General features: G+C 66.1%; 29 protein-coding genes. 17 read left to right on the forward strand and 12 right to left on the reverse strand.

All coding sequences use genetic code 11. The features are described from left to right. The first annotated feature begins 53 nt into the window (after nt 1–53). Nucleotides 54–509: a hypothetical protein gene (locus ACWGQ2_RS12605; protein WP_452017745.1), complete on the forward strand. Its 456-nt coding sequence runs from the start codon at nt 54–56 to the stop codon at nt 507–509. 136 nt (nt 510–645) lie between these two features. After that, nucleotides 646–1,335, forward strand: a complete 690-nt coding sequence (locus ACWGQ2_RS12610; protein ID WP_452017747.1) for a M15 family metallopeptidase — start codon at nt 646–648, stop codon at nt 1,333–1,335. Between the two features lie 143 nt (nt 1,336–1,478). Here ACWGQ2_RS12610 and ACWGQ2_RS12615 read toward each other — a convergent pair whose 3' ends face one another. Continuing rightward, nucleotides 1,479–2,312, reverse strand: a complete 834-nt coding sequence (locus tag ACWGQ2_RS12615; RefSeq protein ID WP_452017749.1) for an SDR family oxidoreductase — start codon at nt 2,310–2,312, stop codon at nt 1,479–1,481. On the opposite strand from ACWGQ2_RS12615, the gene ACWGQ2_RS12620 reads away from it, so the two are divergent. From ACWGQ2_RS12620 to ACWGQ2_RS12655, 8 genes are all read left to right on the forward strand, one after another. Continuing rightward, nucleotides 2,311–2,556, forward strand: coding sequence for a hypothetical protein (locus ACWGQ2_RS12620; protein ID WP_452017751.1), 246 nt, complete (start codon nt 2,311–2,313; stop codon nt 2,554–2,556). The genes ACWGQ2_RS12615 and ACWGQ2_RS12620 overlap by 2 nt on opposite strands. A gap of 133 nt (nt 2,557–2,689) precedes the next feature. Next, nucleotides 2,690–3,223: a CGNR zinc finger domain-containing protein gene (locus ACWGQ2_RS12625; RefSeq protein WP_452017753.1), complete on the forward strand. Its 534-nt coding sequence runs from the start codon at nt 2,690–2,692 to the stop codon at nt 3,221–3,223. A gap of 104 nt (nt 3,224–3,327) precedes the next feature. Next, nucleotides 3,328–4,203, forward strand: a complete 876-nt coding sequence (locus ACWGQ2_RS12630; RefSeq protein ID WP_452017755.1) for an aldo/keto reductase — start codon at nt 3,328–3,330, stop codon at nt 4,201–4,203. A 63-nt stretch (nt 4,204–4,266) separates the two neighbouring features. Beyond that, the gene (locus tag ACWGQ2_RS12635; protein WP_452017757.1) at nt 4,267–4,746 is read left to right on the forward strand and encodes a YbaK/EbsC family protein; all 480 of its coding nucleotides are present in this window, start codon (nt 4,267–4,269) and stop codon (nt 4,744–4,746) included. Nucleotides 4,747–4,886: 140 nt separating this feature from the next. Beyond that, nucleotides 4,887–5,876, forward strand: a complete 990-nt coding sequence (locus ACWGQ2_RS12640) for an aldo/keto reductase (RefSeq protein ID WP_452017759.1) — start codon at nt 4,887–4,889, stop codon at nt 5,874–5,876. A 29-nt stretch (nt 5,877–5,905) separates the two neighbouring features. Further along, nucleotides 5,906–6,487 (forward strand): DnaJ family domain-containing protein, encoded by a 582-nt coding sequence (locus ACWGQ2_RS12645; RefSeq protein ID WP_452017761.1) that lies wholly within the window; start codon nt 5,906–5,908, stop codon nt 6,485–6,487. A gap of 52 nt (nt 6,488–6,539) precedes the next feature. After that, entirely contained in the window at nt 6,540–7,115 is a 576-nt protein-coding gene (locus ACWGQ2_RS12650; protein ID WP_452017763.1) for a GNAT family N-acetyltransferase, read from the forward strand. A gap of 113 nt (nt 7,116–7,228) precedes the next feature. Continuing rightward, the gene (locus tag ACWGQ2_RS12655) at nt 7,229–8,824 is read left to right on the forward strand and encodes a Na+/H+ antiporter (RefSeq protein WP_452017765.1); all 1,596 of its coding nucleotides are present in this window, start codon (nt 7,229–7,231) and stop codon (nt 8,822–8,824) included. Nucleotides 8,825–8,835: 11 nt separating this feature from the next. Here the strand turns inward: ACWGQ2_RS12655 and ACWGQ2_RS12660 are convergent, their stop codons facing one another. The 8 genes from ACWGQ2_RS12660 to ACWGQ2_RS12695 form a co-directional block, all read right to left on the reverse strand. After that, entirely contained in the window at nt 8,836–9,354 is a 519-nt protein-coding gene (locus tag ACWGQ2_RS12660) for a hypothetical protein (protein ID WP_452017767.1), read from the reverse strand. Nucleotides 9,355–9,406: 52 nt separating this feature from the next. Next, nucleotides 9,407–11,602, reverse strand: a complete 2,196-nt coding sequence (locus tag ACWGQ2_RS12665) for an alpha/beta hydrolase (RefSeq protein ID WP_452017769.1) — start codon at nt 11,600–11,602, stop codon at nt 9,407–9,409. Continuing rightward, nucleotides 11,603–11,977: a DUF6507 family protein gene (locus ACWGQ2_RS12670; protein WP_452017771.1), complete on the reverse strand. Its 375-nt coding sequence runs from the start codon at nt 11,975–11,977 to the stop codon at nt 11,603–11,605. 76 nt (nt 11,978–12,053) lie between these two features. Next, nucleotides 12,054–13,343 (reverse strand): Y-family DNA polymerase, encoded by a 1,290-nt coding sequence (locus ACWGQ2_RS12675; RefSeq protein WP_452017773.1) that lies wholly within the window; start codon nt 13,341–13,343, stop codon nt 12,054–12,056. A gap of 40 nt (nt 13,344–13,383) precedes the next feature. Next, the gene (dhaK, locus tag ACWGQ2_RS12680) at nt 13,384–14,379 is read right to left on the reverse strand and encodes a dihydroxyacetone kinase subunit DhaK (protein WP_452017775.1); all 996 of its coding nucleotides are present in this window, start codon (nt 14,377–14,379) and stop codon (nt 13,384–13,386) included. Between the two features lie 53 nt (nt 14,380–14,432). Beyond that, complete coding sequence (gene dhaL / locus ACWGQ2_RS12685) at nt 14,433–15,065, reverse strand: dihydroxyacetone kinase subunit DhaL (RefSeq protein ID WP_452017777.1); 633 nt, start codon at nt 15,063–15,065, stop codon at nt 14,433–14,435. Then, on the reverse strand, nt 15,062–15,856 hold the full coding sequence (locus tag ACWGQ2_RS12690; protein ID WP_452017779.1) for an HAD-IA family hydrolase: 795 nt from the start codon (nt 15,854–15,856) through the stop codon (nt 15,062–15,064). The genes dhaL and ACWGQ2_RS12690 overlap by 4 nt, the downstream gene beginning before the upstream one ends. Before the next feature lie 2 nt (nt 15,857–15,858). After that, a complete protein-coding gene (locus ACWGQ2_RS12695; RefSeq protein ID WP_452017781.1) occupies nt 15,859–16,722 on the reverse strand; it encodes a class II fructose-bisphosphate aldolase in 864 nt (287 codons plus the stop codon). 183 nt (nt 16,723–16,905) lie between these two features. Between ACWGQ2_RS12695 and ACWGQ2_RS12700 the strand changes: the two genes are divergently transcribed. Next, nucleotides 16,906–17,325, forward strand: a complete 420-nt coding sequence (locus ACWGQ2_RS12700; protein WP_452017783.1) for a GlcG/HbpS family heme-binding protein — start codon at nt 16,906–16,908, stop codon at nt 17,323–17,325. An 8-nt stretch (nt 17,326–17,333) separates the two neighbouring features. Here the strand turns inward: ACWGQ2_RS12700 and ACWGQ2_RS12705 are convergent, their stop codons facing one another. Continuing rightward, complete coding sequence (locus tag ACWGQ2_RS12705) at nt 17,334–19,154, reverse strand: hybrid sensor histidine kinase/response regulator transcription factor (protein WP_452017785.1); 1,821 nt, start codon at nt 19,152–19,154, stop codon at nt 17,334–17,336. Between the two features lie 85 nt (nt 19,155–19,239). Continuing rightward, nucleotides 19,240–19,653: a LexA family protein gene (locus tag ACWGQ2_RS12710; RefSeq protein WP_452017787.1), complete on the reverse strand. Its 414-nt coding sequence runs from the start codon at nt 19,651–19,653 to the stop codon at nt 19,240–19,242. 99 nt (nt 19,654–19,752) lie between these two features. Here ACWGQ2_RS12710 and ACWGQ2_RS12715 point away from each other — a divergent pair, with 99 nt between their 5' ends. The 4 genes from ACWGQ2_RS12715 (at nt 19,753) to ACWGQ2_RS12730 (ending at nt 22,528) form a co-directional block, all read left to right on the forward strand. After that, on the forward strand, nt 19,753–20,415 hold the full coding sequence (locus tag ACWGQ2_RS12715; RefSeq protein ID WP_452017789.1) for a uridine kinase: 663 nt from the start codon (nt 19,753–19,755) through the stop codon (nt 20,413–20,415). Nucleotides 20,416–20,542: 127 nt separating this feature from the next. After that, nucleotides 20,543–20,692 (forward strand): hypothetical protein, encoded by a 150-nt coding sequence (locus ACWGQ2_RS12720; protein WP_325788778.1) that lies wholly within the window; start codon nt 20,543–20,545, stop codon nt 20,690–20,692. An 83-nt stretch (nt 20,693–20,775) separates the two neighbouring features. Further along, the gene (locus ACWGQ2_RS12725) at nt 20,776–21,168 is read left to right on the forward strand and encodes a VOC family protein (RefSeq protein WP_452017791.1); all 393 of its coding nucleotides are present in this window, start codon (nt 20,776–20,778) and stop codon (nt 21,166–21,168) included. A 646-nt stretch (nt 21,169–21,814) separates the two neighbouring features. After that, nucleotides 21,815–22,528, forward strand: a complete 714-nt coding sequence (locus ACWGQ2_RS12730; protein ID WP_452017793.1) for an SOS response-associated peptidase — start codon at nt 21,815–21,817, stop codon at nt 22,526–22,528. Nucleotides 22,529–22,555: 27 nt separating this feature from the next. Here ACWGQ2_RS12730 and ACWGQ2_RS12735 read toward each other — a convergent pair whose 3' ends face one another. Further along, a complete protein-coding gene (locus tag ACWGQ2_RS12735; protein ID WP_452017795.1) occupies nt 22,556–23,524 on the reverse strand; it encodes an aldo/keto reductase in 969 nt (322 codons plus the stop codon). A gap of 154 nt (nt 23,525–23,678) precedes the next feature. On the opposite strand from ACWGQ2_RS12735, the gene ACWGQ2_RS12740 reads away from it, so the two are divergent. Further along, nucleotides 23,679–24,464, forward strand: a complete 786-nt coding sequence (locus ACWGQ2_RS12740; RefSeq protein WP_452017797.1) for a thioesterase family protein — start codon at nt 23,679–23,681, stop codon at nt 24,462–24,464. 4 nt (nt 24,465–24,468) lie between these two features. Continuing rightward, complete coding sequence (locus ACWGQ2_RS12745) at nt 24,469–25,248, forward strand: lipoate--protein ligase family protein (RefSeq protein WP_452017799.1); 780 nt, start codon at nt 24,469–24,471, stop codon at nt 25,246–25,248. The last annotated feature ends 2 nt before the right edge of the window (nt 25,249–25,250 follow it).

Raw genomic sequence — 25,250 nt, forward strand, 5'->3', positions numbered from 1 at the left:
CATGTAAGGATGGGGTGCTGCCCATCCCGGGCACCGTGGAACGTGGGGGACACATGCAGAAGAGCAACCGGAAACTTGTGCTGGCGGCAGGGACGGCCGCCGTCGTCCTGGCCGCTGGCTGCGGAAGCACCGGCGAGCAGGTGGCTGAGCCGGCTGAATTGTCCAGCTTCACGTCGGCGCAGGAACTGCTGGCCGCAGTCAACGGCCTGCACGGGTGCGATGCAGGAACGTCAGCAGAGCCGGTCATCATGGCGTTCGAGGAGATTGCGACCCTGGAGTACGCCATGTGCACCGATACACTGCAGGTCATCCGTTTCGCGAGTGCCGAGGACCGGATTACCGTGTCCGGCAAGCTTGCCGAAGGCGCAGAAAACGGGCCGGCGGGCATCGCTGAAGGCAGCAACTGGTACGTGTTTCCGCTGCTCCGCGGGCCGGTCCCATCGGAAGAGGACATGCGGGACCTCGCCTATGAGCTCGGCGGGCGTTACCTGGAGCTGCCGGCGGGCTGAGCCTTCCGCTACCCTGCGGGTTCCGTGGCTGCGTGGGTGCCCCGGGCATGTCCAGCCTTGGCCGTCGGCCAGTGAATCTCCGCGTCAATACTGCTGCGTGCACCGGAATTATGGGAAAGTTGCGGTGGAGGAAGATATGCCGCGCCAGCTCGTCAAGACACACATTGCCCTCATTGGGTGTATCTGTCTCTGCCTGCTGGGGTATCTGTCCTGGTCCGAGTCGCTGGCCCAGCAGGCCTCCGCACAAACAGCGCAGCTGGACTTTGACTCTCCGGACAGCCTCGCCGTCGTCGTCAACAAGAACAGGCCGCTGGCGGATCCGGCGTACATTCCGAAGGAACTGCACGACGCTCAGGGAGTGCTGCTGCGGCCCGAGGCCGCTGCAGCGTACGGGCAGCTGAGTGCTGACGCGGCCGCTGCCGGCGTCGGCATCACTGCAGTCAGCGGGTATCGGACCGCCGAGGACCAGGCCCACATCCATTCCTCCTACTCGGCAAGCTACGGGGATGCCGCGGCGGACGGCATTTCGGCACGGCCGGGGCACAGTGAGCACCAGACCGGACTGGCCGTGGACATTGGCAACGCAGATGGAACCTGTGCTCTGGAGACTTGCTTCGAGGCCACACCGGCTGGGGCGTGGGCCGCGGAGAACGCGCACCGGTACGGATTCCTCATCCGGTATCCCGCCGGGAAAGAAAACGTGACCGGGTTCGCCTACGAACCCTGGCACCTGCGTTATGTGGGTACGGAAGTCGCCGCGAAACTGCACCGCAGTGGAAAGACTCTTGAAGAATTCGCCGGCCTGCCGCCGGCGCCGACTTACTGAGACTTCCAGCGCACGGCTTCCCACTCTTCGTTACGCCTGTTCACTGCTGTGACCCCAAGAGATACCAACTGCAACGACGGCTGGGAATCTGTGCAGCCGGCGCCCCGCCCCGGCACCCGCCCCGCCAGCAAACCGGAACCAAATCACCCGGCCGACGCCGCCGCCCGCCCGGCTTCCAGCGCCGCCACCACACCGCCGTCGACCAGCAGGTCCACACCCGTCACAAACGAGGCATCCGGGCTGAGCAGGAACGCCGCAGCGTTGGCGATGTCGCCCGGCGTTCCCACCCGGCCGGTTCCCGAACCGTCGATCATGGCCCGCATCTGCGCTCCCGACTCGCCCGCGAGTTCCTGCTGGCCCATCGGTGTGGAGATGACTCCCGGACTGATGCTGTTGACCCGCGCGCCGCGGGCACCCCAGCGGACGCTGGCGGACTGCACCCGCACCTGGTTGGCGCGCTTGGCGGCGGAGTACGCATATCCCGGGTTATCAATGCCGGTCACGAATGGCAGGCCCAGCAGGTCATCGGCCGGTTTGGCAGCCAGTTCCGCCAGAACATCGGACGGGATGCTGCCGCCGGCCAGGTAGGCGGACATGGATGCGATCACCACTCCCGCGCCTCCCGGGGCAATGACCTTCTCGAATTCCTCCAGCACCACTGCCACTCCGTACAGGTCCACCTTCCAGATCGCCTCAGCCGGTGCCTGCACGGGGGAGAGGCCCGCCGTATGCACGACGGCGGTGACCCGGCCCAATTCCCGGGCAATCGCTGCCAGCGCAGCCACCGAATTCCGCGAGGAGACGTCCACACCGGAGGATTCGACGTCGTACCCGTCCGCGAGCGCCGTATCCACGGCGTCCTGCAGCAGGGCCTCATTGAAATCGGCCAGCAGGACCTTGCGCCCCGCTCCGCAGCGGCGCACCACCGCCAGCCCCATGCCTCCCGCTCCGATGACGACCAAAACGTCAGCAGCCATGATCCGCTCCGTTCCCTCGACTGGTCCCAGTCTTCCCCGCCGGCAGCCGCCGAACAACGCCGGACGGGTCGATGGCCCCGGCTACGGCCGGGTTGGCAGGCGTGCGGGACGGAAGGACGACGGCGCTGCAGCCTTGGTGCTGGCGGATACCCCTACGGGAACGCTTACCGCCCTGGCAGGCATCGTGGATCCCGAGGTGCCCAGCTCCACCCGGAGCGCCGGGCAGCGGACACACCGCACATAAGCAACGATTCCCTGCGAGGTCGGGTGCCGGGAGTCCGTGGCCCAGGCATGCTCGCAGGTCAATGCCGCTGCTGATGGTCTGCGTCCCGGGTCCAAATCACTGTTCATGTCCCTGAGCATGCTGTAATGCTCTTATGCATCTCAACCCTTACGGTGAATACGCCGTGCTGCTGGCCGCCTCGCTGGCCAACGACTGGCCGGATTCCCGGGCAGGAATCATCGAGCGCACCCGCGAGTTCGGGATGACCATGACCTTTCCCGAGGCCCCGGGTGATCACCGGGAGGTGCACCGGGTTATCCAGCGCTGGCTTGAGGTTGTGGACGCCGAAACCCCGGATCTCCGTGCCATGCTGCTGAACGTCCTGATGAAGGACGCCGCGGCCTACCCGCGGCTCACGGATCACGACCAGGAGGGTTGGCACCTGCATTACCGCGACGGCGGCCAGTCGCTGGCGGAGGTCCTGCTGGCAGTGTTCAGCGTGGGCACGGCGCTGCACCTGACCACTCGGGGCATGTCCCGGCTACGGCGCTGCGAGGCAGGCGAGGCGCCCGGGGACTACTGCCGAAACGTCGTGGTGGATGTTACCCGCAACGGCAGGCAGCGTTTTTGCTCCGTCCGCTGCGGCAACCGCGCTGCCGTGCGCCGGCACCGGGCGGCACGCGCCTGACCGGCGTCGCCAAACCAGCACCCGCCAAAGCGTCAAAGGCTGTCCACTGCAGGCAGACTGCGGGATTCTTGGAAGACCGGAGCAATTGCGTGCTAGGAGCTGCGATGAACGCCATCATGCCCAAGCTGACCCTGAACAACGGCATAGCGCTGAATGCTGTGGGATTTGGGGTGTACCGCAGCGCTCCCGCAGAAACCACAGTTGCGGTGGAGACCGCACTGGCCAACGGCTACCGGCTGATCGACACCGCAGCTGCCTACCACAACGAGACCGAGGTGGGTGCTGCCCTGGCGCAGTCCGGCGTCGACCGCGCCGAACTCTTCATCACCACGAAGCTGTGGGTGGATGACTACGGGTATGACTCAGCGCTGCGCGCCTTCGACGCCAGCATGGCCCGGCTGGGGCTGGACGTGCTGGATCTCTACCTGCTTCACCAGCCGCTGCCCTCTGACTTCGAAGCGACCATCGCCTCCTGGCGGGCGCTTCAGACACTCTACGAGCAGGGCCGGGTCCGGGCCATCGGCGTCAGCAACTTCAGCACAGCGGAGCTGAGCGAGCTGCTCGCGCGCAGCGACGTCGTACCGGCGGTGAACCAGATCCAGGTCCATCCGTACTTCAGCGAACCGGAACTGCGCTCCTTCAACCTGGAGAACGGCATCCTCACTGAAGCGTGGTCACCCATCGGAGGCGTCACCCGCTACTGGAAACACGGCTCCGGCGCTGCGCCGAAAGACCCGCTGCACGATCCGGTGATCGTTGGCATTGCTGCGGCGCACCACAAGACCCCGGCGCAGGTGATTCTCCGCTGGGAGATCCAGCTTGGCATCTGCGTCATCCCCAAGTCCGTCACGCCCAAGCGGATCGCGGAGAACATTGACCTGTTCGACTTCTCCCTCAGCGCCGAAGAACTCTCCAGCATCAGTGCCCTGGACACCGGTGTCCGCTCCGGACCGGAGCCGGACACCATTACCCGCAGCTAGGCCAGAACGTTCCAGCCGGAATATGACGACGCAGCACTGCTCGGTTTTGCTAGTGTCGCGGGCATGGAGAATCCGGCATGGGCAGCTGCGGTGGAGCGCGTCAAACAGGCACTGGCAGACCAGGGGTCAGCAGCGCAGGTGGTTCTCACGGATGGTTCGGCGCGGACGGCGGCCGAGGCGGCACAGACCCTGGGCTGCGACGTCGGAGCCATTGGCAACTCGCTGGTGTTTATGGCCGACGGCGTTCCCCTCCTGGTGATCACCAGCGGCGCCCACCGGGTGGACACCGCAGCACTGGCACAGCGGCTGAACAAGCAGAAGATCAAACGCGCTTCAGCGGAGCAGGTATACGAAGCGACCGGCCAGCGGGTCGGTGGTGTGGCCCCGGTAGGACATCCCGCGGCCGTGAAGACCGTCATTGACCGTGACCTGGGCGGCTACCCGGACGTGTGGGTGGCAGCCGGAACGCCGTTCTCCGTGTTCCGGACCGATCTGGACGAACTCGTCCGGCTCACCGGCGGCGCGGTAGTGCAGGTGGACTGAGGATTTCCCGGGGCACGTCGCCGAAGTTGTTGACGGCGCGGCCGGCCGGGCGCAGGGTGGAAGGCAAAACCAGTGGAACGGACCCCCAGCCAGCCCATCCGGCGTCGAGCGCTGAGTGTCCGGGTGACGGGAGACAACGGATGAAAACGCGTGAACTGGGGATGGCGGGCCTGAAAGTATCGGAGCTGGGTCTGGGCTGCATGGGGTTCAGCCAGGGCTACGGGCCGTCGGGGAGCCGTGAAGATGCGATCAACCTGATCCGTACCGCCTTTGACCGCGGGGTGCGGCTTTTCGACACGGCGGAAGTCTACGGTCCCTACATCAACGAAGAGCTCGTGGGTGAGGCAGTGGCACCGTTCCGGGACCGGGTGGTGGTGGCCACCAAGTTCGGGTTCACGATCAATGGGGAAGGCCGCCAGGTGGGCCGGGACAGCCGCCCCGAGCACATCCGGGAAGCCGTGGAGGGATCCCTGCGGCGGCTGCAGACGGAGTCGATCGACCTGCTCTACCAGCACCGGGTCGATCCCAACGTGCCAATTGAAGATGTGGCCGGAACGGTGAAGGACCTCATCAGCGAGGGCAAGGTCAAGCACTTCGGCCTGTCCGAGGCTTCGGCGGATACCATCCGGGCCGCCAATGCCGTTCAGCCCGTCACTGCGGTGCAGAGCGAGTACTCGCTGTGGTGGCGCGAACCGGAGGAACACGTGCTGCCGGCCTGCGCGGAGCTGGGAATCGGCTTTGTTCCGTTCAGTCCGCTGGGGCGGGGTTTCCTCACCGGGAAGATCTCTTCCTCAACTGAGTTCGCTCCCGGGGACATGCGGGGCAGGATGCCGCGCTTCACGCCCCAGGCCCGGCAGGCGAACCAGGCCATGGTGGACCTGTTGGAGAGAACCGGTGAGGCCAAGGACGCGACGCCCGCCCAGATCGCCCTGGCCTGGCTGCTGGCACAGAAACCGTGGATTGTGCCGATTCCGGGAACACGGAAACTTGAGCGGCTGGAGGAGAACCTCGAAGCCACCAGCGTCACCCTGAGTGCGGAGGACCTTCAAGCGCTCGACGACGCCGCTGCCCGGATTCCGATTGAAGGCGCCCGCTTCCCTGAAGAACTGGAGAAAACGATCGACCGCTAGCCCCTGAGGGCTGGGAGGACAAGCAGCAAATGGGCAACCGCGGGGCTGACGCCTACCGGCGTCGGATGGAACGGGCAGCAAGGTTACGGGCAGCAGGAGCTCCTGAAACGGCCGGTGAGGAGACTCCCGAGGAAGCGGACCTGCGGCGCAGGAAGGAACAGGTTGATCCAGCCAGCAAGGCGGACTACCTGATCCGGGATGCAATGATGCGCGGGGATTTCGACAACCTGCAGTACGCGGGCAAACCCATCCCCAACCTGGGGGAAGCCAATGACCCGGACTGGTGGGTCAAGGGACTGATCGAACGTGAGAATATCAGCGGACTGGGCCCTCCTGCGCTGCTGCTGAGGGTGGAGGACGCGGAGCTCGACGGTGTCCTGGACGCCAAACCCTCGGCTGCGCAGGTGCGCGAAACTGTGGAAGACTTCAACCGGCGGATCATCGAGGCCCGGAGGCAGCTGCTGGGCGGGCCGCCGGTCATTACCAAGCTGCGGGACGTCGAGCTGGAGGTGCAGCGCTGGCGGGATCGCCGGGCCGGGGATGCCGCTCCGGATCCGGTGCCGGAGCCGCACAGACCGTGGTGGCGCAGGGTCTGGAACCGGCAGCAGTAGCTCACCTCCGGCAAAGACGGAGGTGAAACAGGGACTTGGAGAAGACCAAAGCATGGGGATTGCACGGCTGGAGCAGGCCTCCGCAGCTCAGATAGCGGGCTTGTCCGCCGTTCTGGGAGAAGCCTTCGCAGACTACGCCTGGACCCGCTGGACCGTGGACAACGAGCGCCGCGAAGCCCGGATCGGTGCCATCCAGCGGATTTATCTGGAACACCTCGCCCTCCCGCACGGCGAGGTGTGGACCAACGCGGTGTTCACCGCCGTCGCGGTCCTGCTCCCTCCCAATCTGGAAGAACTGGCATCCCTGAGCCCGGAACTGCAGGAGAAAATCGCCTCCCTCCACGGCGAATCCGTCCGCAACCTTGAGTATCCCCTTCCACAGCCTCCGGCCGGCGCGTGGACGCTGGCCACCATCGCCGTCGCCCCGCAGGAACAAGGAAACGGCCTGGGCACCCAGCTGATGGAGTCAATGCTGGCGGCCGGCCCGGACCGGGCAATAGCGCTGGAGACCTCCGCACAATCCAACGTGGCGTTCTACCGCCGGTTCGGATTCGACGTGTGGTCGGTCTCGGACATGCCCGGCGGTGGACCGCCGGTCTGGTCGATGCTGCGCCGGCCGGGCAGCTAAGCCGCCGGGCGGGCGCCGCGGCCTGATGCTGCCTGCCCTCGACGGAGCTGTCCGCGCTCGGCACACTTAAGGAGGCTGCCCAGCCGGAAGACTGCCCGAGGGAAGGTTGGCCCGTGCTCGGTCTTGAACTTGTAGTGGCACTCGGGGTCGCGATTCTGGCCTGCTCGCTGGGAGCGCAAAGGCTTCGGATTGCCCCGCCGCTGCTGCTGCTGGCCGGGGGAGTGGCGCTGGGATTTGTGCCGGCGTTCCGGCAGGTGGAGCTGCCTTCCGAAGTGGTGCTGCTGCTCTTCCTGCCTGCCCTGCTGTACTGGGAAAGCCTGACAACGTCTTTGCGGGAGATCCGCAGCAACCTGCGCGGCATTGTCCTGACCGGTACGGGGCTCGTCCTGGTGACCGCAGCAGCAGTCGCGTTCACGGCCAATGCCCTGGGCATGCCCTGGGGGCCGGCGTGGGTGCTGGGCGCCGCCCTGGCACCGACCGACGCGACGGCTGTGGCGGCCCTCGCCCGGAGTCTGCCCCACCGCAATGTCACCGTGCTGCGTGCTGAAAGCCTGATAAACGACGGCACAGCACTGGTCATCTACGCCGTCGCTGTGGGGATCGTGGCCGGAGACGGCGGGTACACGCCGCTGTCCATCTCCGGGATCCTGGCGCTCTCCTACGGCGGCGGAATAGTTGCCGGTCTGCTGGCGGCCTGGGCCGGGATCTGGGTGCGCCGGCGCATCCAGGATCCCATGCTGAGCAACGTCGCCACTTTCGTCACCCCCTTCGCTGCCTTCCTGCTGGCGGAGGAAACCGGAGGATCGGGAGTGCTCGCCGTCGTCGTCGTCGGCCTGATCATGAGCCAGGCCGGTCCCCGGGTGACGGCGGCACTGGCCCGCCGCCAGTCGCAGGCCTTCTGGTCCTTCTCCACGTTTATGCTCAACGCGGCGCTGTTCGTGCTGATCGGGATTGAGCTGCACGTGGCGGTGCGGCTGCTGAACGGACCGCAGATCGCCGTGGGGCTGGTGGCGGTGGCAGCAGTGTCAGTGGTGCTGGTGCTGGTGCGCATCGCGTTCCTGTTCTCCACGACCTACCTGATCCGGCTGATCGACCGGCGGCCGTCGCAGAAGCTGCGCCGGGTCAGCAACCGCTCCCGCATCCTCAGCGGCATGGCAGGCTTCCGCGGTGCTGTGTCCCTGGCAGCAGCACTGGGCGTCCCGGCTCTGACGGCGGCCGGCACGCCCTTTCCGGACCGGGGCCAGATCATCTTCGTGACGGCAGGGGTGATCCTGGTGACGCTGACCGTCCAGGGTCCGCTGCTTCCGGTCATCGTCCGCTGGGCGAAGCTGCCGGAGGACACCCGGCTGGAAGAGGAACGCCGTCTGGCGGAGATGCGCTCTGCCGAGGACGGACTGTCCCTGCTGCCGGAGCTGGCAGCCCGGCTCGGAACGGACGGGCGAGTGGTGGCACGCCTTGAGCATGAGTACCGCCATCATCTGGAGGTGCTGCGGGCCAACAATGAAGCACAATCGCAGGGAGAGCCCGCCCCGGCCCTTGAACGCTGGCAGCAGGAGACCGAGCTGCGGCTGGCGCTCCTAGAACGCAAGCGCACGGTAATCCTTGCGCTGCGCGACGGACGCACCATCGATGACCGTGTGCTCCGCCTGCTCGAAACCCGGCTTGATGTGGAGGAACTGCGCCTCACACAACCGGACCGTGATGAGTGATGCCCGCGCCGCTAACGCGTCACGGCGCTGACCTCATGCTCGAGCGAGGGATGGCTGGAGCACTCGCTCTCAAGGTTCAGGAAGGCCCCCACCCCGTTGGCCGCGTAAACGATCAACGAACCATCTTCCCCCGCAGCGGCAACGCTGTAGGGCAGGTTGGATTCTTTTCCGTCCGGCGGATCAATGACCGACCGGAGTGTGAACCCGCTGGCTTCCAGGTAGGTGCGCATCTCATCGCGTGCTTCACGGGGATCGGCGGGTACCGGACCCTTGAGGGAGAGCTGCAGGTCGCGGGCGTCCTGGCCGCCCTTCGAATCCGGGCAGAGCTGCGGGTTGAAAGTCAGATCGGCTGCCCACGGTTCCCAGGCTGATCCGTCCTCATGCTTCCAGCCGTCGGTTTTTGTGGCCTCAACGGCGGCGCTGGTCATGGACATAAAACGGTCGAAAACTTCGGGAGCGGGACGGCCGCCGGTTCCGGCGGAGGGGTCCGCAGAGGCATGGGTGGATGAGGCTGCAGCGTTGTCAGGCACATTGGCTCCTTGGGCACATGAACTCAGGGTCAGTACGGCAAGCAGTCCGGCGCTAGTCAGCACCCCGAACCGCAACGAGTTTCCCCGCCACGAATTCGACCACGCGCCACGGCCTCTTGAAGTATTCATCTGCTGCTTTCTGATGGGCATCGACAATTGTGTCAACGGTACTCTGGGACTTGTCTATTGCGTTATTGAACTTTTCCTGGAGAGCGTCCGTTGTCTCCAGGGCCGTGCTTTGCAGGCCGTCGACCACCGGGTTCAGCGGATTCCGGAAAGGCCCAACATCAGGCAGGTACTGTTCCTGCAGCGTGTCCGCGGCGACCATCAGACCTGCCTGAACGATGTCCACGACTTTGTCGCCTGACACCTGGGTTTTGTCTACAAACGCCGTTGCGCCTTCCTGGACCGAGTCGACTGCCCGGCCGGGAGCGTAGTAGATGCCGGCGGCCTGTTCGGAGAGGCGGCTAAGCGCAGCATCGGTGTCCGATTGGGGAATGAGATCAACGATGCCGCCCTGGCCGGAAGATGCCGCGGCAATGTTGCGCAGGCTCACCGTGTCAGGGTCCAGGTATCCGCCGCCCTTTTCGGTCTCCGTGATGCCTGCTCCAACCGTTGTGCCTTCTCCGCCATGCCCGCCGTTGCCGCGGAGTTCCTCGCCGTCAATGACGGCTGTCTCGGAGCTGAAGACCTTCGCCCCCCAGGTGTCTGACGAAGGGCTCAGCCGCGGATCGCCGAGCTGGGATCCTGCTCTTCCCAGCGGAGCGACCAAGTCGGCACGGCCGAGCGTGGCGTAGACCTCCCCGCTGCGTACGTTCAGATCAGCTGCGCTCCCAGCAGCCTCGGGGTCAATGCCGGCCGAACCGTAGAAGACCGCCGAATCGATGGTGTGTTCGGTCTCGGCGAGGGCATACGCAGCGGTGGTGGTGCCGTAGGAATGGGCGCTCACGCTGACCCACGGCGGGTTCTCCGGGCCACGGGTGTGGTAGAAACCGTCAATGACCGTGGCCAGTTTCGCACCGCCGGTCCGCGCTTTGTCGGAGAAGAGGACCTCGGTGGACATCGGCATGTCCGGAGCGTCATAGCCGATCCAGGCCAGCACCGCAGGCTGCCCTCCGAGCATCTCCTGTTCGCTGTAGAGGTTTCTGGCCAGCCGTACGGCGCTCTCCATGTCCTCGGTGGAACTGCCCATGCCGGAGATATTGGCCGTGATGCTGCTGGCCGTATCCATATCTCCGACGGCTACGGCCGCCAGCGGCGGCTCTGCCGGATCGAAGGAAATCAGGCTGCGGCTTACGCCCTTGGAGCCGGTATTGTCCAGGGACCGCCTGATCGCCTCGTAGGAAGATCTCTGCCCTTCCGTTGCCCGCCACGTGGGCTTGAGTACCAGGGCCAGGACTGCGGCGTTGGCTGCGGCCCGGATACCGTAGGGCACCCCCTCGGTATTGCCGGCGACCGCAGGCAGCGCCTCAACCAGCGCGGCCTGCTGCTCTGAACCCAGGGAATGCCAGAAAGCGGCCTGCTGCTCTGCTGCCAGGCCCAGCCGGGGCGGAAGAACTGCCGCTTCCGGGTAATCTGCAGCGAACTCGCGGTAGCGGGCTGCGTCCATGCCGGCCAGATGGTCGTAGTAGCGCTGGACGTCCTCCAGCGAGGCATCCGGGGACACCGCGAGCCGGTGCAGGCGCTCAGCATCGTGGCTGAGCAGGTCCAGCCGGCCGGAGGAATAGTAGGAGTTCACGTCGGTGCTGGCTCTTCCCACCGCTGAGAGGGCCCTCAGGCACGCGGCCCTCGCCTCTTCGTAGTCGGAGGCGAGCTGCACTGCGCGGCCCTGGAAATCCCACTGGTAGCGGACCAGGGAGTTCTCGAACTGCTCGCCGAGGCCGGCAGCAGGGTCCTCCAGCATTGCGGCCAGTTCCCGGTCCGCAGCAGCTATGTCGCTGCGCAGGGACGCCCTTGTGGTCCGGATGATGTCGACAGCGTCCGCGAAGGTCCGGATGGCACCGGCGGCGGCTTCTGTGTTCCCGGCCAGCTCAGCGGTCTGGCGGGCCGGGGAGGTCAGCGCGTTCAGGACGAGGTGTTTTTGCGGTGTCTCATACAGACCGTCAAGGGCCTGCCATTTGCCTGCGGCATCCGCTACCGGCTCCGTGAAGCTGTTTCCGGCTGCAGCCAGCTTCGAGGCCTGGATCCGCAGGATTCCGGCCTGCGGAAGCTTCTCGAACGCCGAAAGGTCTACGTTGATCAAACCCATCTACTGCACCATCCGGTGTCCGTGTGAGCCGGGGCGGTAGCCTGCTGCTCCGGGGTTGGCCAGCGACGCGGCCTTGTCTGCCAGATCGGCCATCTCCCGGTCTCCGTCCACGTACGCCTGCACGCTTTCCCGGGTTCCCTCAACCGCATTGTTGCAGCGCACCATAATGTCCGTCATGTCATTGGCGATGACCTCAAAACGCAGCCGGTCGACGGCGTCGGCGAGTTCCGGGCAGTCTGCCAGCGCCGTTTCCAGCGCGTTCAGTGCTTCCTGGGCGGAGTCCTTGGCGGGCTCGCACTCAAGAATCAGGTTTTCGGCGTCGCGCAGCAGCGACAGTACGCCTGGTACTTGGATGTCCCATCGGATTTCCCCCATGCCGGACAACATAGGCCAGGATGAGGTCCGGGTCGATGGGCAGAACTGCCCATGTGGATAAACCCGGCGGGTGGTCTCAGCGGGCTTTCACCACGGGAAGCTCGTCCCACTCCGTGGTGTAGCGCGGGGAAGAGAACTTCCGGGACATGGTCCACTCCGGGCGGGCGCTGGGCATGCCTGCCACACCCAGCCCAATGCTGGCCGAACCGTACTTGCCCGCCACCTTGCCCAGCAGCTCCCCGAGGTGGCGGTGCTCCTGCGCCGGAATGAAAGCGTCGAAGACAGGCTGGGCCCCGGCGTCGGACAGGCCGGTGAGCATCACCCCTGCCTTGGTGTAGGGGACCCCTTCCACGATGTGGTCTTCGAGCGCGCCTACAGCGGCGCGGGTCAGCACCAGCGGATCCGACGTTGGGCTCTGGAGTTTCAGGGTGACGGAAGGGAACGACGCCGCCTTGGAGCTAAAGTGCGACGTTCCGGCATAAGCGGTGAGCACCCGGGCCTGCTGGTGTTCCCGCTGCAGCCGCGAGGCGGCCTGCTGCGCGTAGATGCTCATCACCTGCCGCATCTCGGCTGCCGTCGTCACCGGCACGGAGAAGCTGCGGGAGAAAATCAGCTGCTGCCGGTCCGCGCGTTCTTCCTCAAGCGGCAGGCAGGGTGTGCCGTTGAGCTCCAGGACGGTCCGCTGCAGCGTCACGGAGAAACGGCTGCGGATCACCGCGGGATCGGCCGCCTTCAGATCGGCCACGGTTCGGATTCCCATGGCCTCCAGCCGCTTGCCCAGCTTCGCCCCCACACCCCAGAGCCCGGTCACTGGCACGCGGGACATGATGGTTTCCACAGCTGCCGGATCCATGGTGTCCAGGTTGCAGACCCCGCCCAGATGACGGTTCTGTTTGGCGATCCGGTTGGCGAACTTGGCCAGGGTCTTGGTGGTGCCGATCCCGACGCACACGGGAAGCCCGGTGTGGCTGGCGACGGCGGTACGGATGCGGGCACCCTGTACGTCCAGCTCCTGCGCCGTGCCGCTTAGCCCGAGGAAGGACTCGTCGATCGAATAGACCTCCTGCCACAGGGCGAAGCGGCCCAGCAGCTCCATGACCCGCGAACTCAGGTCGCCGTACAGCTCATAGTTGCTGGACCGCTGGATCAGGCCGAGCCGGGGTGCCGCGTCGGCCAGCTTGAACCACGGTTCTCCGGTCTTGATGGCCAGGGCTTTTGCCTCGTCGGAACGCGCCACCACACAGCCGTCATTGTTGGAAAGCACAACAACCGGAACGCCCTCCAGCCGCGGATCGAAGGCGCGCTCGCAGGAGACATAGAAGCTGTTGACGTCCACAAGGGCGATCCGCTGCAGTCTGCCTGCCAAGCCGCACCGCCTTTCGAATAAACGTTCGACTGCCAGCCTACTAGAAGACGCGGATCGGCACCTCCGCCGGGTCCATCAGCAGCGACTCGATCTCGTCGTCGAGCTTCACCAGCGTGATGGAGGCACCGGCCATGTCCAGGGACGTGCAGTACTCCCCAACGTAGCTGCGGCCCACGCTGATGCCCTGCTCCGCGAGGCTCTTGTGCGCCAGCCCGTAGAGCAGGTACAGCTCGCTGATCGGGGTGCCGCCCAGGCCGTTCACCATCAGCGCCACCCGGTCTCCATCGGCGAAGGGGAGGTCGCGGACCACCGGGCCCAGGAGCTCCTCGACGATTTCGCTGGCGCCCATCATCTGGGCCCGGCGCCGGCCCGGTTCCCCGTGGATGCCGACGCCCATCTCGATCTCGTCCTCGCCGAGTTCGAACAGCGGGCTGCCCTTGGCCGGCGGGGTGCAGGCGGTCAGGGCGACGCCCATGGTCCGGGTGGCGGCATTGACCTTCTCGCCGATGCGGATTACTTCGTCGAGGTCCGCTCCGCGCTCGGCGGCCGCGGCCACGGCCTTGATGACAAAGAAGTTGCCGGCCACCCCGCGCCGCCCAATGGTGTAGGTGGAGTCCTCCACGGAGACGTCGTCGTTGATAAAGAGGGTCCTGACATCCATCCCGTCCGCGGAAGACATCTCCTGCGCCATCTCGAAAACCATCTTGTCCCCGGTGTAGTTGTTTACCAGGAGAAGCACACCCTTGGGTGAAGCCATCAGCTTGGTGGTCTCGTACACGTAGTCCAGCGGCGGCGCAGCGAACACGTCGCCCGGGCAGGCGGCGTCGAGCATTCCCTTGCCCACAATCATCGTGTGGGCCGGCTCGTGCCCTGAACCGGAGCCCTGCACAATCGAGACCTTGTTCTGGTCCGGACCGTCGGCGCGCATGATCAGGTTGTATTCCGGTACGTACTTCAGGGTGTCCGGGTTCGCGAGGGCGAGGCCTTCGAGGACATCCGGGACGAACTGCTGCGGATCATTGACGAACTTTTTCATGGGGACTCCACGTCGTTGTGAGTTGGCAGGGACAAATCTGTGCGGGTGGTTTCTTAGGGCCAGTCGGCGACCATGCGTTCGACCATGACGGCGACCGCCGCCGCGCCGGCATCCGGGGAACCGATGCTGCGCTCGCCGCTGTAGCTGGCCCGGCCCCGCTTGGCTTCCATTGCCGAGGTGGCGTCAGCGCATTCGCGGGTCTTGGCGGCGAACGCGGTGCGGCATTCGGCGGGGGAGGCACCGGCGGCGAGCTGGCGCTCAAGTTCGTCGGTGGCGGGAATGAGGGCGTCCAGCAGGGTCTTGTCACCGAGGTCGGCGTTGCCGCGTGCCTTGATGCCGTCGGTGGCCCCGCGCAGCATGGCCACCGCTGCGGCGCCGTCGATCGTGTCCGTCTCCTTCGCAGCCGCGGATGCCCGCAGGAAGGCGGTGCCCCACAGCGGCCCGGAGGTTCCGCCGATCCGGCTGGTGATGGTGAGTGCGATCTGCTGCAGGAACGTGGCGACGTCGTCGCGCTTGAACGTGTCCCAGTCGGCCAGGACTTTCTCGAAACCGCGGGCGAGGGAGTACCCCAGGTCGCCGTCGCCCACGACGGCGTCGAGGTCGCCGAACGCCTTCTCCTCGTCGACGGCGGTCTGGGCCAGGGACTGGACGATGAATTCGACGGAACTCAGGTCGGTGCTGCTCATGGTGTCTCCGTTTCATGCGTCGTGGGGAGGTCCAGCAGGTTCTGCAGGGTGGCGAGGGTGACGGTGCCGGAGAGGCCGACGCCGTAAGGGTCCGCGAGCACCTCCGCCTGCTCCTGCCCGGGGTCGCCCAGCGAACTGACCACCAGTGCCGACCCGTCGAAGTCTTCTTCCCGGGTGAAACCGCTGACCGTTACGAGGGTCCTGAGCCCGGCTCCGAGGGCGGCCCGCAGCCCGTTCTCGCTGTCCTCGACCACCAGCGCGTCCTGCGGTTCGACGCCGAGCTCCCGGAGCGCGAGGAGGTAAATGTCCGGCGCCGGTTTCTTTGCCGGCACTATGTCTCCGGCAAATACGGAGAAGGAGGCGGCAAGATCGTTCCCGACGGCGTGGTTCAGGACGGCGCGGACGGCAGGTTCGGCAGAGGTGGAGGCTACGGCGAGCGTCCAGCCGGCGTCGTGGGCTTCCTGCGCTATCCGTGCAATGCCGGGCCGGGCGGGCATAACACCGCTCTCCACCAGGCCCTTGTAGACCTCGGTCTTCCGCTGGTGCCAGGCCAGGATTGCGCGGTCGACGGCGTCGGAGTCCTGCAGGCCCAGGGAGCCGGCGAGCGCCGGGGTGAGGATGCTGCGCATTCTCTCCTTGCCGCCGCCGATCTTCACTTTCTCGGCGTACTCATCGACAGACCACTGCACGGGAACTCCGAAGTCGGTGAAGGTCTGGTTGAACGCCGGCAGATGGCCGTACTGTTCGGTGTCGGCAAGGACGCCGTCGCAGTCGAAAATCAGGGCCGGCATGCTCAGCGGCCGCCCTTGCCCGCGCTGCCGAATTGATCGCACAGGCCCGTGACCAGGGAGATCACGTCACCCCGGGTGTGCTTGAAGAGCGACGGCGGATCCCACTTTCCGTCCTGTTCGGCCTGCTTGAGGAAAGCCAGGCCGGACTGCATAAACGTCTCCTTGAGAGCAGTGGAGATGTTGACCTTCGCGCAGCCGCGGGCGATGAGGTCCGCGAACTGCGCGGCACTGAGCCCGCTGCCGCCGTGCAGGGCGATGGGGATGTTCCGTGCCTCGACGATCTGCGTGACGCGTTCGGCGTCGAGCACGGGTGCCGCCTTGTAGCTGCCGTGGGCGTTGCCGATCGAGGGGGCGAACACATCGATTCCGGTGGCGTCGATGAAGCGGAGCGCCACCTCCAGGCTCTGCTGCTTGGCGGCGTCGTCTGACCCATGGTCGTCCTCAACACCGGTGATCGCCTCGATCTCGCCTTCCACCTGGGCGCCGTAGCTGCGGGCTTCGGCAACAACCTCGATGGTCTGGCGCTGGTTCTCTTCAACGGGGAGGCTGGATGCGTCGAAGAGCACCGAGTTCCAGCCGGCCTGAAGGCATTCGGTGATGACGCCGCGGTCCGGACAGTGGTCCAGATGCAGTGTCACCGGCACCTCGATGCCGCGGGTCATCGACTGCCACATATCGAAGAGGACCCGGGAGCCGATGCTGCGCACGGTCTTGACCGAGGTCTGCAGGATGACCGGGGAGTTCGCCTCCACGGCACCGGCGAGCACACCTTCCATAGTGAGGTCATTAAAGATGTTTATGGCGGGCACGCCGTAGCGTTCCCGGAACGCCGGATCAACAATTTCCTTCAGCGGTACGACGCCCACAGCACTTCCTCCCGGCTTGGTTTCAGGCCATGGTAGGCGCCCCTCTCACGCGCCGGAATAGGTGGTAACCCTGCCTTCCTATGGGGGTATTCACCACCTCGCCAGCGCACCGTGCCGGTGGTTGAATGAGCGGCGGCTGCTCAAAAGCCGCTGCGTTTTCAACTTCAATGGCGAAGGACACCCATGGCCCAGGGATCAGTGCTCGAGACCATCACCTCCGAGGAAGCCCGCCGCGTGATCGATGCGGCGGCACAGAAGGCAACGGAAATCGGCCAGCCGATGGACATCGCCGTCGTCGACGCCGGCGGGAACCTTAAAGCGCACGTCCGGATGGACGGCGCCAACATCGGCAGCATCACCATCGCAATCAACAAGGCCTACACGGCGATCGCGTTCCAGGGTGAGACCGGCGATCTGCAGGGCGCGACCCGCCCGGACGGTCCGATCTTCGGGCTGAGCGACGCACATGGAGGCCGGCTTGCCGTGTTCCCCGGCGGCATTCCGCTGGTGCGCGACGGCAGCATCCTAGGTGCCATCGGTGTCTCCACGGGGACCATCGAGCAGGACCAGGAGGTTGCCTCGGCAGGGGTGGCCGCCTTCTGAACGCGTTCCTACTGCAGGGTCACCAGCATGGTGCGGTTCCGGGCACCGGTTTTCCGCAGCATCGCTCCCACGTGCTTCTCCACCGTCTTCACGGAGATCCCCAGGCGGGTGGCGATCTGCTTATCAGCCAGCCCCTCGGCCAGCAGCGTGCGTACCTGCAGCTCCCGGGCGGTCAGCCTCGGGGCCGCTGGGGGAGCCGCCCCCTCGCGGCCCTCCGCAAAGCGGCTGAAGACGGCCCCGTCCAGCAGGGCATCTCCGCGTGCTGCCGCCACGACGACGCGCGCCACCTCAGCGGACGAGGATGCCAGTGAGATGAATCCGCGTACGCCTGACGACGCAGACAGCGCCAGCTGCTCATAGCTCGGGTCATCCGCGACAACGACGACGGGACGCTCGACGGTGTCAGCGCCGCTTGCCAGTGCCCGCGCATACGGGCCGAGGAGCGGATCGTCGAGAACGATCATGTCCGGCTGGAGCAGGGACACCGATTCGGTGAGGTCCTCCAGCGCGGACACCTCTCCGAGGACCTGCACGGACGGCTCGGAGGTTTCAAGCAGGCGGACGAGTCCGGCCCGGACAAGCGGCCGGGTGCACGCAACGAGGACTTTCCACCGTTCCCGGGACTCGTCCCCGTTCGAGGAATACGGCACCTGCGCCCGGATGCCGGTGCCCCATCCCGGCGTCGAATCGATGTGGAGGTCGCCGCGGAGATAATGAATGCGGGATGCCATTGCGTGGAGTCCAAGCTGGATGCCCTGCGTGCTTCCAGCGTCCCGCTCGACTCTCCGGTGCTCGAACCCGCACCCGTTGTCCTCGACGACAACCCGCACGCCGGATTCACCGTAGAAGATCCCGACACGGCAGGCAGCAGCCTGGGAATGGGCAACGACGTTGGCCACGGCTTCCTGGATCACCATAAACAGCTGGTATGCCACGACCGGAGCCAGATCGTGCGGCTCCCCGGACACCAGGAAGGTGGCCTCGACGGGGCTGCCGGCCCGCACGGCGTCGAGTTCCTGCCGCACGGCTTCCTCAAGCGTGCGGCCCGCGAGGCTGGAAGGTGCCAGGCCGAGCACGGTGCGCCGGGCATCGAAGAGCGCTTCGTGGGCGAGCACCCGGGCAGAGTCGATGTGCGCAATGGATGGTGAGCCGCCCGGGGTGGCTTTATCTGCGCGGTCGAGGTGGAGAAGCAATGAGCTCAGTGAGCGGCCAATGGTTTCGTGGACCTTCTGCACAGCCCGTTCGCGCTCGCCGGCAACCGCTGCTTCCCGCTCCTTTGCGGCGGCGGCCTGGTGAAGCCGGCTGTTCATGACGGCGATGGCAGCGTGGTTGGCAAAGAGCTCTACCAGGGAGGCATCTTCGGCGGTGAAGATCCGTCCGGGGCCGCTGCTGAAGATGGCAAAGGTACCGATGATCGCGCCGTCCCAGGCGATCGGCACTCCAATGACGGCGCTTGCCCACCTGGGGTCGCCGGGGTCAATATGGCCCGACGGTATGGACGCGTAGCGGTCGAGAATGACCGTTCCGCGCGTTTTGACGATCTGCCCCGTGAGACCTTCAGTCAGCGGAAACGTCTGGCCCTGATGGCAGCCGACACCCTGGTCAACTTCCTTGCGGTAGTACCCCTCCGCCTCGTGAACAATGGAGATGGATCCGCTCTCGCAGCCCAGGAGGGCTACGGCGTGCCCGAGGACACGTCCGAGGAGCGGCACCAGCTCGAACTGCCCGGCCAGGTCTGAGGCGAGTTCGGTGATGCGGTCCAGTTCCGAAAGCGGGGCGCGGCTGAGGCGGTTCTGGGTGATGATGCGTGGCACGGGAAGCTGCTGCATGGACGGCACCTGTCTCCTGCGGCGCTGCGCTGCGCCCGGGGTCCCAGAATAGCCCGCAGCCGCAGGCCTTCAAGGGGGTGCGCGGCTAGAGCCGGTGCAGGCAGCGGGTCGCAACGCCCCAGATGGTCAGTGCCGCCGGATCCGGGACGGCCAGGTCCTCATAGGCCGGGTTTTCTGCTGCCAGGACGATTCCCCGGCCGGTCAGCCGGAGCCTGCGCACCGTGAGTTCCCCGTCCAGGACGGCGATGACCACGGAACCGTCCCGCGGGGTGAGGGAACGGTCCACAATGAGTTCGTCTCCGTCGCTGATCCCGGTGCCGGACATGGAGTCCCCGGATACCCGCAGAATGTAGGTGGAAGTGATGTCCCGGATGAGGTGCCGGTTGAGGTCAATGCGGCCGTCGAAATAGTCCCGCGACGGGCTGGGAAAACCGGAGGCTGCATCGGCGTCGGGCTGGGCAGCGGGCCGGGAGCTGCCGGAGGAACTAAATACTGGCATGTGCCCGTGCCTCCTCCGCTGCCGTCGGGTGATTAGAACATACTTTCGATGAACCAAGACTAGCACTGTGCGGCATTTTGAAAGATAGGGTGCAGTGCTGTGGACCTAACACCCCGGGCAGAGCAGGCACTGCGGTCCGTGGCGGCGATGCTGCCCGCACCCGCCGGTGCCTGCGGCCGCGTGTTCATCGGCGTCGACGGTGTTGACGGCGCCGGAAAAACCACGTTCGCCGACGCGCTGGGTGCGCGCCTGCCAGGCCCTGTCATCCGGATTTCGCTTGACGGTTTCCTCCGGCCCAGCCGCGAGCGCTACCGGCAGGGCCGGTACTCTCCGCGCGGATTCTATGAGGATTCCTATGATTACGGCGCCTTCCGGAAGCTCGTGGTGAATCCGCTGCGGCCGGGCGGTTCGGGCCGGTATCGCACTGCCAGCCACGACCTGGAATCCGACCGGCCGGTGCAGCCGCCGGAGCTTCAGGCGCCGGAATCGGCAGTGGTGCTGGTCGACGGACTCTTCCTGCACAGGCCCGGACTGTCCGGCATATGGGACGCCACCGTGTTTCTGGATGTGTCTTTCGAGACATCCTGCCGGCGGCTGGAACAGCGGGACGGCTCAGATCCGAACCCGCAGGCGCCTGCCAACCGCCGGTACGTCCGGGGCCAGGAAATCTATCTGGCGGCCTGCGATCCGTGTTCTGCCGCGTCAGTGGTGGTGGACTACAACGACGGCGGGGCTCCGCGGATCGTCCGCGGCGTCGCCTAGCCGGGACAGCCGGCCCGCCGGAGGGGTCCGCGGCCGGGCTGGTGACGGCCGGCTGAGCCTGCCGTGGGCAGGCGCCGGGCAGCACCTTGGTTCGGCGGGCGTCCCCGGCGGCGATACCGTTAAGCGCATGAACGTTGAGGTGTACATTCCGCCCAAGCTGGGGCGGGAGCTGGAAGAACTGGCCGCGGAACAGGAAGTTCCGGTGGAAACCCTTATCCTCAACGGGGCCCGCCTGCTGCTGGAGCACCGCAACCGCCGCAACCACGTGCAGTCCTAAAGTTCGCAGCCGGCACTCTTGCGGCGGGGCTGCCCGTTGCCTACAAGTGGAGGGGATGGCCGGCACGCAGGAGAGGAACCAGCATGAGAATCACAGTGGCCAGTATTTTTGTCGACGACCAGGAGAAGGCCCTTGACTTCTATACCCGTGTACTCGGATTCGAGAAGCGGGCGGATGAACCGGCTGGTGGTGCGCGGTGGCTCACCGTTGGCAATCCGGGGGAGCCGGACAGCGTTGAACTGCTCCTTGAGCCCAGTTCCCATCCTGCTGTTGCCCCCTTCAAGGAGGCTCTGGCTGCCGACGGGATTCCGTTCAACTCCTTTGCCGTGGAGGACGTCCAGGCCGAATACGAACGTCTGCTTGGACTGGGGGTCGAATTCAGCTCACCGCCGGTCTCGATGGGACCGGTGACGGCGGCGGTCTTCTCCGACACCTGCGGCAACCTGCTGCAGATCACTTCGATGAACCAGCCCTAGGCCTCCGGGGCTTCCGCGCCGGTTAGCGCTGGGTGCTGCCATAACTGGGTTCGCGCAGGGTGGAGCCGCTGATGCGGTGCATGCGCTGGCGGCAAAACGGGTCATAAACGGCGACGCCGATCCGGCCGGTAGCGGGATCGGCAGAGCGGATGCAGGTGCACGGGGCGAACAAGAGCCGGAAGACCTTTCTGCTGGGAAACCGAACTAGCTGCCATTTCCATTTTTACTCCGGCGAGCCGGCGTCCTTTCGCCGAGGGCAGTGCGGGAACGGCCGGAGGAGCGCCGGGAAACAGCTGATGCCCAGACCCACGTGGAGCGCCTGGTGCCTGCGTCTTCCCACAGCACCTGCACTGCTTTCGCTGACCAGGTGCAGGTTTCGCCGGCAACGTGCTCTGCGCAGCCGGGAAACCTGATCCATGCCCAGACGGGAATCGCGGGCATGGAGGTGGTGGGCGGGAAGTGGTCAAAATCAAGTTCTTCGGGGGTTAGCCCGATGGGTTCCGCGCGCCTGGCATATCTGGCCGCCAGCCGCGCCGCAGCCTGAGGGTCCATGCCTTAAGTAGAACATACGTTCGAATGCTCTCCGGCTGGGCCTGCCGCTTTACGCCTCTGGGTTCCGGCGGCGGTTTGCGGCACAATGCTTCTCATGTGCGGACGATATGTGATGGCCCGGGCCACGTCGGACCTGGTTTCGGCTTTCGCGGCGGATCAGGTGGTGGGCGAAGACGTAGCTCCTTCCTGGAACGTTGCCCCCACCGATGACGTGCGCATCATCACGGAACGGCGCGGCCCGGACGGCACCGTACGGCGCCTGGCTACGGCGAAGTGGGGCCTGGTTCCGGTCTGGGCCAAGGACCCCAAGATCGGTGCCAGGATGATCAACGCACGGCGGGAGACCATCCTGGAAAAGCCGGCGTTCCGTAAGGCAGCTGTAAAACGGCGGGCACTGGTACCGGCGGACGGCTACTACGAGTGGGAGAAGACCGAGGACGGGAAGGTCCCGACCTACCTGCATCCCACCGTGGAGAATCCGATTGCCTTCGCCGGTTTGTATGAATTCTGGCCGGACCCGAACCTTCCCGACGACGATGAGCACAAGTGGCTGCTCAGCGTTACCATCATCACCACGGAGGCCGCTGACGAACTTGGCCACATCCACGACCGGACCCCGCTGATAGTGCCCCCGGAGCTCTACGCCGAGTGGCTGGACCCTCAGCTGACGGACGCAGAGGCCATCGCGACCCTGCTGGATGCCATCCCGGAGCCGGTCCTCAGCCCGCGGGTTGTCTCCAGCGAGGTCAACTCGGTACGGAACAACGGCCCGCAGCTCATCGAACCTGCCGAAGCCGCCGCGGACTGAAGCCGGGCGGGCACACGCGGCATCCGGCTACCAGGCATAATCCTCAGGAGCCGGTTTGTGGCCGGGGAAGATCTCATCCAGCTTCTTCAGGGTCGCCGGGTCAAGCTCGACTTCCAGGGAGGCCAGGGCGTCGTCAAGCTGTCCCATGATCCGCGGGCCCACGATCGGGGCGCTGATGGCAGGCTGGTGCAGCAGCCAGGCCAGGGCGAGGATTCCCGGTTCGATCTCCAGTTGCGCCGCGAGGTTCTCATAGGCCTGGATCTGGTCACGGTGTTTGGCCAGCAGGTCCTGGACCCGCCCCTCGGCACGCCGCCCGCCCTCCTCCTGGGATTTCAGGATGCCGCCCAGCAGGCCGCCCTGCAGCGGGGACCAGGGAATGAGCCCCAGGCCATACTGCTGCGCGGCGGGAATCACTTCCAGCTCCACGGAACGGTTGATGAGGTTGTAGATGCTTTGTTCGGAGATCAGCCCCGCGAACCGGCGGCGCCGGGCGCTCTCCTGTGCCTGGGCAATGTTCCAGCCGGCAAAGTTGCTGGAGCCGTTGTAGATGATCTTGCCCTGGGCCACTGCGGTCTCCATGGCCTGCCAGATCTCGTCCCAGGGTGTGTTCCGGTCAATGTGGTGGAACTGGTAGAGGTCAACGTAATCCGTCTGCAGCCGCTTCAGGCTGGCGTCCAGGGCCTGCCGGATGTTCAGCGCGGAGAGGAAGGTCTGGTTGGGGCCCGGGCCCATGGAACCGTAAAGCTTGGTGGCGATGACCGTTGATTCGCGCCTGCCGCCGCCCTTGGCGAACCAGCGGCCGATGATCTCCTCGGTCAGGCCTTTGTTCTCCCAGCCGTACACGTTGGCCGTGTCGAAGAAGTTGATGCCCGCCTCCCGGGCTGCGTCCATGATGCCGTGGGCTTCCTCCTCCGGGGTTTTCGGCCCGAAGTTCATGGTGCCCAGGCAAAGGCGGGAGACCTGCAGGCCGGCGCGGCCCAGATGCGTGTACTTCATGGTTCCTCGGTTCGTTTGATTGCTGGCTTCACGGGGTGTGCTCCACGGGCCATTCAACACCGCCGGGCAGACACGGGGAAGGGTTGTGCACCGTGCCGGAGCCCCGGGCAGGATAGCCTGAGATCGCATAAACCAGACCGCGCCAGGAGGATAAGTGGCCGAATCGTACTACCGCTCACTGGGTGAGGGGACTTTCGAATCCACCCGTCACACGCAGGGAGCCTGGAACGCGGAAGAACAGCACATGGCGCCGGTGGCCGGACTGCTGGTGCACTGCCTGGAACAGGCCGATCCGCGTCCCGACATGCGTCTGGCCCGTGTCAGCTTCGAGATCCTGGGCGTCATTCCGCAGGGAGTCTTCGAGGTGACCACCAAGGTTATCCGCGCCGGACGCACCATCGAGCTGCTTGAGGCCGAAATGACCGCCGGCGGACGTACCGCCGTGCGGGCCACCGCCTGGCGCCTGGCGGTGGGAGACACCGCCGAGGTGGCTGCCCTGGAAGATTCACCGATGCCCGGTCCCGAGCAGGCCGACGGCTTCAGCGGAATGACTGCCTGGCCGGGGGACTTCATCAACAGCCTCGAATTCCGGGCGGTTCCGGGGCTGCGTCCCGGCCGCGGCCAGGTATGGGTGCGCTCGCCGTTTGAGATGCTCGACGGCGCCGCCGCCTCTCCGACCGTGCGCCTGCTGGGCCTGGTGGACACCGCCAACGGGATCGCCGCGCGGGTGCCCCCGGGCGGGGACAGCTGGATGTTCCCCAACGTGGACCTGCAGATCCATCTTTACCGCCGGCCCGCCGGGCAGTGGCTGGGCCTGGATACCCGGGTTACCTTCGGTACGGACGGAATCGGTTTGACCTCTTCCGTGCTGCACGACGAATCCGGCCCGTTTGGCCGCAGCGAGCAGATCCTCACCGTCCGCCCGCTGGGCAGGAGCTGAGCCGGTGCCGGTGGAGCGTGTCCTGGACGTCTACCGCCAGCAGGAGTCCTTTGGCGCTGCTGAAGACCTGCAGCAGGCGCTTGAGCTGCTGGCCGCTGCCCGCGGCGGAGAGCTGGGTCCGTCCCTGCGGATCTACCAGCCGCGTCCCACGGTGGCTTTTGGTCAGCGGGACGCCCGGCTGCCCGGATTCCCCGCCGCCGCTGCCGCCTGCCGGGACCTGGGCTTCGAACCGCTGGTCCGCAAGGCCGGGGGACGTGCCGCGGCCTACCATCAGGGCTGTCTGATCCTTGACCACATCGAGCCCGAGCCCAACGCCGTCGCACATTCCCTGGCGCGCTTCGCCGGCTTTGCCCGGCTGCTCGCCGGCGCCCTGCAGGATGCCGGGGTGCCGGCCGGGGTAGGGGAAATCCCCGGGGAGTACTGCCCGGGGGAATACAGCGTCCACGGCGGGACAGGAACCGATGCCAGGCTCAAACTGGTCGGTACCGCCCAGCGTGTGGTTTCCGGCGCCTGGCTCTTTTCCTCGGTTGTGGTCATCCGGGATTCCGCCCCGCTGCGTGAGGTCCTCACCGCCGTGTACAGCGCACTCGGGCTTGAATGGAACCCGGACACCGCAGGTGCAGCGGAGGACCTGCGCCCGGGACTGACGGTGGCGCAGGCCGAGGCCGCCCTGCTTGCTGCGTACAGTAGCTACGCGCCGCTGCGGCAGCAGGATCCCGGGCACCTGGCACGGATCGCAGCTTCCGGCGGGTCCGTCTTTCCAACTGCTGCCCAATCCCGTTAGGC

The organism is Arthrobacter sp. NPDC055585, assembly GCF_053619115.1.

Excerpts from the sequence above, each read along its gene's own strand:
- ACWGQ2_RS12605 (WP_452017745.1), top strand. The coding sequence starts at position 54 with ATGCAGAAGAGCAACCGGAAACTTGTGCTGGCGGCAGGGACGGCCGCC.
- ACWGQ2_RS12610 (WP_452017747.1), top strand. The coding sequence starts at position 646 with ATGCCGCGCCAGCTCGTCAAGACACACATTGCCCTCATTGGGTGTATC.
- ACWGQ2_RS12620 (WP_452017751.1), top strand. The coding sequence starts at position 2,311 with ATGATCCGCTCCGTTCCCTCGACTGGTCCCAGTCTTCCCCGCCGGCAG.
- ACWGQ2_RS12615 (WP_452017749.1), bottom strand. The coding sequence starts at position 2,312 with ATGGCTGCTGACGTTTTGGTCGTCATCGGAGCGGGAGGCATGGGGCTG.
- ACWGQ2_RS12625 (WP_452017753.1), top strand. The coding sequence starts at position 2,690 with ATGCATCTCAACCCTTACGGTGAATACGCCGTGCTGCTGGCCGCCTCG.
- ACWGQ2_RS12630 (WP_452017755.1), top strand. The coding sequence starts at position 3,328 with ATGAACGCCATCATGCCCAAGCTGACCCTGAACAACGGCATAGCGCTG.
- ACWGQ2_RS12635 (WP_452017757.1), top strand. The coding sequence starts at position 4,267 with ATGGAGAATCCGGCATGGGCAGCTGCGGTGGAGCGCGTCAAACAGGCA.
- ACWGQ2_RS12640 (WP_452017759.1), top strand. The coding sequence starts at position 4,887 with ATGAAAACGCGTGAACTGGGGATGGCGGGCCTGAAAGTATCGGAGCTG.
- ACWGQ2_RS12645 (WP_452017761.1), top strand. The coding sequence starts at position 5,906 with ATGGGCAACCGCGGGGCTGACGCCTACCGGCGTCGGATGGAACGGGCA.
- ACWGQ2_RS12650 (WP_452017763.1), top strand. The coding sequence starts at position 6,540 with ATGGGGATTGCACGGCTGGAGCAGGCCTCCGCAGCTCAGATAGCGGGC.
- ACWGQ2_RS12665 (WP_452017769.1), bottom strand. The coding sequence starts at position 11,602 with ATGGGTTTGATCAACGTAGACCTTTCGGCGTTCGAGAAGCTTCCGCAG.
- ACWGQ2_RS12670 (WP_452017771.1), bottom strand. The coding sequence starts at position 11,977 with ATGGGGGAAATCCGATGGGACATCCAAGTACCAGGCGTACTGTCGCTG.
- dhaK (WP_452017775.1), bottom strand. The coding sequence starts at position 14,379 with ATGAAAAAGTTCGTCAATGATCCGCAGCAGTTCGTCCCGGATGTCCTC.
- dhaL (WP_452017777.1), bottom strand. The coding sequence starts at position 15,065 with ATGAGCAGCACCGACCTGAGTTCCGTCGAATTCATCGTCCAGTCCCTG.
- ACWGQ2_RS12690 (WP_452017779.1), bottom strand. The coding sequence starts at position 15,856 with ATGCCGGCCCTGATTTTCGACTGCGACGGCGTCCTTGCCGACACCGAA.
- ACWGQ2_RS12700 (WP_452017783.1), top strand. The coding sequence starts at position 16,906 with ATGGCCCAGGGATCAGTGCTCGAGACCATCACCTCCGAGGAAGCCCGC.
- ACWGQ2_RS12705 (WP_452017785.1), bottom strand. The coding sequence starts at position 19,154 with ATGCAGCAGCTTCCCGTGCCACGCATCATCACCCAGAACCGCCTCAGC.
- ACWGQ2_RS12710 (WP_452017787.1), bottom strand. The coding sequence starts at position 19,653 with ATGCCAGTATTTAGTTCCTCCGGCAGCTCCCGGCCCGCTGCCCAGCCC.
- ACWGQ2_RS12720 (WP_325788778.1), top strand. The coding sequence starts at position 20,543 with ATGAACGTTGAGGTGTACATTCCGCCCAAGCTGGGGCGGGAGCTGGAA.
- ACWGQ2_RS12725 (WP_452017791.1), top strand. The coding sequence starts at position 20,776 with ATGAGAATCACAGTGGCCAGTATTTTTGTCGACGACCAGGAGAAGGCC.
- ACWGQ2_RS12730 (WP_452017793.1), top strand. The coding sequence starts at position 21,815 with ATGTGCGGACGATATGTGATGGCCCGGGCCACGTCGGACCTGGTTTCG.
- ACWGQ2_RS12735 (WP_452017795.1), bottom strand. The coding sequence starts at position 23,524 with ATGAAGTACACGCATCTGGGCCGCGCCGGCCTGCAGGTCTCCCGCCTT.